Raw genomic sequence first — 5,366 nt, 5'->3', positions numbered from 1 at the left:
TATATCTATTCTAAATGCATCAGGCGAGAAATTCAACAAAAACACAGAATCTCGGCGGCTTTAAAGCGACGATGCTTTAATTCAAGCTTCTCATCTTGTTGTACTGAGACCAAGAAGGTCTGAAAGTTAACTAATTTTTTAGGCTTATTAATACTTAGAAACTTCTCGCCAACTTCTCACCTTTTATCTCCACTATGGTAAAATTTTAAATATCTTTATATTTGGAGGTAATTAGAATGAGAAAGATTTTAATTTTGCTGACTGTATTCACTTTTTTAGTATCGCTGACACAAGATAGCTTTGCAAGGGCCGGAAAAGGAAGCTCTACACACTTTAGAAGCTACAAAGCCCAGGATTTTAACAGAGTAAATAAACCTGCTAATCCTTCTACAAATCCATCTAATCCTGCTAATCCTGTCAACAAAGGACAGCCGTATAATCAAATGCCACAGCAAAAGCCATCTTTCTTTACATCGTTCTTCTCAGGATTGCTTGGTGCTTTAGCAGGTATGGCGATTTTCTCAGCATTAAGCCATTTCTTAGGACCACAGTTTGCAGCAGGAGTATTAGGGTTATTAGGACTTTTATTATTGGCTGGACTGATTTTCTTTGTTATTAGGCTATTTAGAAAAAGAGAAGAGCCATCTTATGCCTCCAATACAAATTTAAACTATCAGCCTTATCAGTATGATGATTCTCAAACTCAAGCCGGAAGTTTGCCTTACATCAATGAAGAGTTAATCTTAAATTTAACCAAGAGTATTTTTTATGATATTCAAAAAGCATGGTCTAATGGGGATTTATCACCTGTTAAAAACTTTTTGACAGATAGAATGTATCAGTACTTAGAAGAGCAGTTAAAAGAGTTAAAAGCTAAAGGACTAAGAAATATTGTGGAAAATCCAAAGATTGAAAATCTTGAAATTGTTCATGTTGAGGAAGAGGGAGATAATAAAGTGGTTATAGTAAGACTTGATGCGTCAGCTATTGATTACACAGTAGACAGCGATGGAAATATAGTAGAAGGGGATAAATATAATCCTGTATCATTTACAGAATATTGGGCATTTGTAGGAAAAGCTTTAAATTGGAAATTGGACGATATTAAACAGGTTGACGATGTATAAAAAAATAATACTAATATGGGGTTTGATTATGGCTTTAGCATTGGTAAAGGAAGTAAAGGCAAAAGAGAATATTATCATTAAAAAGTTAAAAAATGGCACGACCGTTGTTATAAAACCAAGAGAAGATACGCAAGCTGTAGCTGTTCAAGTCTGGTTTGGTGTTGGCTCAGTTTATGAAAAGGATAACGAAAGAGGATTGGCTCACTTTTTAGAACATATGCTTTTTAACGGAACTAAATACACAAAACCAGGAGAAATAGAGTTTGAAGTAGAAAAGAAAGGCGGTAGCATAAACGCAGCAACAAGCTTTGACTTTACTTATTATCATATTGAAATTGCAAGTGAGTTTTGGAAAGATGCATTGTACTATCTTTACTACATGACTACTGAACCAACATTATCCGACGAAATGGTAGCAAAAGAAAAACCTATAGTTTTAGAAGAGTTGAACAGACATCTTGACAACCCAAAAAATCTTCTTTGGGATACATACAATAAACTTGCTTACAAAAAATCTAACTACAAATATCCGGTAATAGGCTACAGGGAAACAATAGAAAACTATACACCGGAATTAGTTAGAAACTATTTTTATTCTTACTATACTCCATCAAATAAAACCGTGGTCATTGTTGGAAATGTAAAAGCTGAGCAAGTTTTGAAAGAGATAGAAAAAACTTTTGGAAGTGTTAAAGGTAAGTACTACAAACCGCCGGAGGTTCCGTTAGAAGACCCACAACAAGAAGTAAGAAGAGAAGATATAAGAAAAAAACAGATTACAAGAGCATACTTAGCCATTGGTTGGCAAGCCCCACCTATTACAGATAAAGATTCATATCCTTTTAATGTGTTAGAAGAGATTTTATTAAATGGAAAAAGTTCAGTAATGTATCAAGAGATAAAAGAAGCTGGATTGGTTCAATCAATCATGGGTGGGTATTTAGCCCATAAAGGAACAAGCCAGTTTTTAATATACTTTGTAACCGATGAAAACAAAATAGAGCAGGCAAAAAGCAAAATATTTGAAATCATAAAAAGATATCAAGAAAAAGGATTTTCTAAAGAAGAGGTAGAAAACGCTAAGAAGAGAATAATAAATAGAGAAATCTTTGCAAAAGAAGAAGTCGATAATGACGCAGAGGCGATTGGCTATTCTATAACCGTAACTGGCGATATCAACTACGATTTAAAGTATCTTGACAGAATTAAAAAAGTTAAAAAAGAAGATTTAGATAGAGTAATAAAAGCATTTAAAGATAACAATTATACAGAGGTAAGACTACTACCTGAAAGTGTCCCTGTAGCTCAGTAGGACAGAGCCCCAGATTCCTAATCTGGAGGTCGGCGGTTCAAATCCGCCCAGGGACACTTACATCCAGGAGAAGAATGATAGAAAACTTTGAACAACTTTTAAATAGCTATGGATATCTTGCTGTATTTGTAGGCACATTCTTAGAAGGAGAATTTGCTCTACTGGTTGCTGGATTTTTTATAAAACATGGATTTTTAGAACCATTACCAACGCTCATATTTTCAATCCTCGGAGCATTAGTTCACGAACTGATATATTTTTTCTTAGGAAGATGGAAAGGAAGACACTTTTTACTTGGAAATAAGTACACAAAAAGAAAGTACAGAAAGATGAAAAGCTTAATTCAAAAATATGGGATTTTCTCTCTCTTTATAATTAGATTTATGTATGGTATGAGAGTAGTTCCGATGATGTTGATGGGAGCTTCCGGCTTTAATTTTTATAAATTTCTTTTTTTTAATATCTTATCTTTGATAATATGGGCTGTCCTATTTTTGTATATTGGTTATCTTTTTGGTCATGTTGCAACAATGCTATTTGGCGAGGCTAAGCATTACTTCTTTATAGTAGGAATGGTTGTAGCTGTAATTGGACTTTTAATATATTTGATTTCCTTTTCATACAAAAAAATAAAAGCATAGAGGGTTATCATGAAAGATTTAATCTCTGTTGACCAGCTTGATCAAGAAGACATAGATAACATCTTTAAAATTGCTAAAGAATACAAGGAGAGATTTAAAAACGGAGAAAAAAAGTTTCATGATCTAAGAGGATGCTCTGTTTTACTTGTATTTTTTGAAAATTCAACAAGGACAAGAACATCCTTTGAACTTGCCGGAAAGATTCTTGGGGCAGATACAATAAACATTTCAGCATCTTCAAGTTCTGTAAAGAAAGGTGAGACGCTTTATGATACTGTGAAAACCTTAGAGGCAATGAACGCAGATTTTATAGTTATTAGGCATTATATGTCCGGTGCGGCTAACATAGTTGCTAAGTCTGTAAAATCTCATGTAATAAATGCAGGAGACGGGACTTATCAACATCCATCCCAAGCATTGCTTGATGCTTTTACTATCATAGAAAAAAAAGGAGCGTTAGCCGGATTAAAGATAGCAATCATTGGAGACATTCTTCATAGTAGAGTAGCAAGGTCTGATATAAAACTTTTTAAAAAGCTGGGAGGAGAAATTACAGTATGCGGACCTATAACAATGCTACCAAGACATGCAGAAGTATTGGGTGCAGACTACATAACAACAGACATTGAAGATGCTATAAAAGATAAAGATGTAGTTATCTTTTTGAGAATTCAGCTTGAAAGACAGGATAAACCATTTTTCTCAAGCTTAAGAGAATACTCTATAAAGTATGGATTAAATCAGGAAAGATTGAACAAAATGAAAGAAGATGCAGTTATCATGCATCCCGGACCTGTAAACAGAGGAATTGAAATCCAAAGTGAGCTTGTCTATGGAGATAGAAGTTTAATCTTAGACCAAGTTGAAAATGGATTATTTGTTAGAATGGCTATTTATAAATATCTAAAAGATTTGGAGGATTAAGGTATAAATAAGTATTGATGGAAAAGTATATTTAAGATTTAAAAAAATTTAAAAGTGAAAAATCTCGCAATTTTTGATTGTAAAAGTTAGGTTGTTTCAATTTTGTCATCCTGAGGACGTAAGTCCGAAGGATCTCATCTTTTTATTTTTTTGATTTGAAAAGAAAAATATGAGATTCTTCGCTTCGCTCAGAATGACGGTTTGGATTTTTTGGAACAGCCTACTATGAAAGTTGACTTAAAAATCAAACAGTGTTATATTTTTTATGGAGGTTTTGAATGAAAAGGGATTTTGTATCTTTTACAGACTTAAGCAGAGAGGAAGTTTTAAGCATTATTGATTATGCAAAAAAGCTTAAGAAAGATAAGTTTGCCGACAGAACATTGGAAGGAAAATCTATCGGACTGATTTTTATGAAACAATCAACAAGGACAAGACTTTCATTTGAAGTTGGTGTTTATCAAATGGGCGGCCAGCCTATATATATTTCCGGTTCAACCACGCAGCTAAGCAGAGGAGAAGATATAAAAGATACAGCAAGAGTTATGTCAAGATATCTTGACGGTATCGTAATAAGAACTTTTTCACATCAAGAGGTTGAGGAGCTTGCAAAGTATAGCTCTATTCCGGTTATAAATGCTCTTACAGATTATCAACATCCTTGTCAAGTTTTGGCAGACTTAATGACAATAGACGAAGAGTTTGGAAGCTTAGAAAATAAAAAAGTTGCATATGTAGGCGATGGAAACAATATGGCAAATACTCTACTCCTTGCTTGTGCATTGATGGGAATGGATATGTCGGTTGCAACACCCCCTAACTATGAACCAAACGGCAAAGCTGTTTATGAAAGCTTAGAAATTGCTAAAAAATCCGGTTCAAAAATCACAATTACAAACGACCCAAAAGAAGCTGTTTTAGAAGCCGATGTTATCTATACAGATGTTTGGGTTAGTATGGGACAGGAGAATGAAAAAGGTAAAAAAGATGTATTTAAACCGTTTACAGTAAATAAAGATTTAGTTTTACTTGCCAAACCGGATGCGATTGTGATGCACTGTTTACCGGCTCATAAAGGTGAAGAAATAACAGAAGATGTGTTCGAACAGTATTCAGATGTTATCTTTAATCAAGCAGAAAACAGGCTGCATGTTCAAAAATCATTGATGAGCTTTTTATTCAAAAAAAATATAGGAGGTTAAAATGGAAAAGAAGAAGGTAGTTTACAGAAGGCATGACAGAAATAACATACCATTGCTCCCACCAGAAATAAGAAAAAATACGTTTAAAGAGTATTCCCTTGGATTTGGACATACTGCTGCAAAAGATGAAGCAGACAGATGTATATTATGCAAAAAACCA

5 protein-coding genes and 1 tRNA gene are annotated in these 5,366 nt (G+C 33.8%); all 6 read left to right on the top strand.

Annotated features, from left to right (window positions below):
• Window positions 1-236: 236 nt before the first annotated feature.
• The 6 genes from SULYE_RS05480 to argF all read left to right on the top strand — a co-directional run bounded on the left by SULYE_RS05480 (window position 237) and on the right by argF (window position 5,206).
• Window positions 237-1,127 carry a Tim44 domain-containing protein gene (locus tag SULYE_RS05480; protein ID WP_007547341.1) on the top strand — a complete coding sequence of 297 codons (891 nt, stop codon included), beginning with the start codon at window positions 237-239 and terminating at the stop codon, window positions 1,125-1,127.
• Window positions 1,120-2,439 (top strand): M16 family metallopeptidase, encoded by a 1,320-nt coding sequence (locus SULYE_RS08055; protein ID WP_007547340.1) that lies wholly within the window; start codon window positions 1,120-1,122, stop codon window positions 2,437-2,439. The genes SULYE_RS05480 and SULYE_RS08055 overlap by 8 nt, the downstream gene beginning before the upstream one ends.
• Window positions 2,422-2,495, top strand: a tRNA-Arg gene (locus SULYE_RS05475). Before SULYE_RS08055 ends, SULYE_RS05475 begins: the two co-directional genes overlap by 18 nt.
• Before the next feature lie 18 nt (window positions 2,496-2,513).
• Window positions 2,514-3,080, top strand: a complete 567-nt coding sequence (locus tag SULYE_RS05470) for a DedA family protein (protein ID WP_007547339.1) — start codon at window positions 2,514-2,516, stop codon at window positions 3,078-3,080.
• Between the two features lie 9 nt (window positions 3,081-3,089).
• Window positions 3,090-4,004 (top strand): aspartate carbamoyltransferase catalytic subunit, encoded by a 915-nt coding sequence (locus SULYE_RS05465; protein WP_007547338.1) that lies wholly within the window; start codon window positions 3,090-3,092, stop codon window positions 4,002-4,004.
• Window positions 4,005-4,282: 278 nt separating this feature from the next.
• Entirely contained in the window at window positions 4,283-5,206 is a 924-nt protein-coding gene (gene argF / locus SULYE_RS05460) for an ornithine carbamoyltransferase (protein WP_007547337.1), read from the top strand.
• The last annotated feature ends 160 nt before the right edge of the window (window positions 5,207-5,366 follow it).

Origin of the sequence: Sulfurihydrogenibium yellowstonense SS-5 (assembly GCF_000173615.1) — a bacterium.
GTDB classification, from domain to species: Bacteria; Aquificota; Aquificia; order Aquificales; family Hydrogenothermaceae; genus Sulfurihydrogenibium; species Sulfurihydrogenibium yellowstonense.
This window is presented reverse-complemented; position numbering and strand designations above follow the sequence as displayed.